Source organism: Streptomyces sp. URMC 123 (assembly GCF_051386515.1).
GTDB lineage: Bacteria > Actinomycetota > Actinomycetes > Streptomycetales > Streptomycetaceae > Streptomyces.
The window spans coordinates 1-1,145 of record NZ_JBPQTV010000629.1 but is presented as its reverse complement, the minus strand read 5'-3'; the positions used below and the strand labels follow the sequence as shown (position 1 = coordinate 1,145).

Annotated in this window: 1 pseudogene; it reads left to right on the top strand. The window is 81.1% G+C overall.

Annotated features, from left to right (window positions below):
• Positions 1-234 precede the first annotated feature (234 nt).
• A pseudogene (locus ACSNOD_RS31315) lies at positions 235-1,145 on the top strand (hypothetical protein); the annotation flags it as partial.

Sequence of the window (1,145 nt, the reverse complement as noted above, 5' to 3'; positions counted from 1 at the left end):
GCGCCGGGTGATCCGCTGGACCTTGCCGCGGAGGTCTTCAACGGCCCTCAGCCCGAGGGCGGTCGCTCCGCTGACGACTTCGGTCACCGTGCGGACGGGACCGCCGAGGCCGTCGACGACGAACCCTGGTGGCTGGCCGTCTCCCTCGGGCAGGCCGAGGGCCATGGCGCCGGTGCGCCCGGCGCCTCCCCGGAGGGGGAAGCCGCTCCCGGCCGGGTATCGGACGCCGCCCCGGTGTCCGAAAAGCCGCCGGCCGGGGGCGCGACCGCGTCCGGGGAGCCGGACGTCGATCTGCCGTGGTGGGTCCTGGGCCCGGCCTCCCGTACGGGCGCGCCCGAGCGCCCGGCGGCCCCCGTGGCCGCCACCGCCGACCCCGGTGGTTCCGGCCCCGAGCGGGGCGGGAAGCGGCCCTCCCGACCGCGTTCCCGGGCCGGCGCGCCCGACCTCCGCCCGCCCCGGCCGTCCCCGGCCTCCGCGCGGCCCACGGACTCCGGCCGGACACCCGGCCAGGCGTCCACCCCACCCGCGGCCTCCGGGCCCTCCGGCGCCGAACCGGACGGCGCGCCGCATGAGCCCACCGCCACCGGGCCGAAGGCCACGAAACCCACCCGCGACGGCGGGTCAGCCAGGCCCAGCACGTCCGGCAGGCCCGAACAGCCGGGCCGGTCCGACAAGCCCGATCAGCTCGGTCGCGCCGGCAAGCCCGGCAGGCCCGGAGCACCCCGTACACCGGCCGGCCGGCCCGAGGCCCCTTCCGCCGACCGCTCGCACAGCGGCCCGGCCGAGCGCCCCGCGGCTCCCGCCGGCCGCGCTCACGCCCGTACCGCGAGCGGTGACGCCCCGCGCCCCCGCAGCGCCCGCCCGAGCGGCCGGCGCGCCCGCGCCACCTCGTGGGAGGACGCGCGGGAGATCGCGCGGCGGGCGGGCGCCGGCGGCCCCGTGGCCCCCCGGCGGCAGGTGCTCGGCGCCGCCGTCGGCCAGGTGCTCGCCGAGCCGCTCGACGCCCTGATCGACCTGCCGTCCTTCGACACCTCGGCCATGGACGGCTGGGCCCTCGCCGGGCCGGGCCCGTGGCGCCTCGTGTCCTCCGCCCCCGCCGGAACCACCGGCTCCAGCCCCGACCCCGGCACCGCCAACGCCACCGA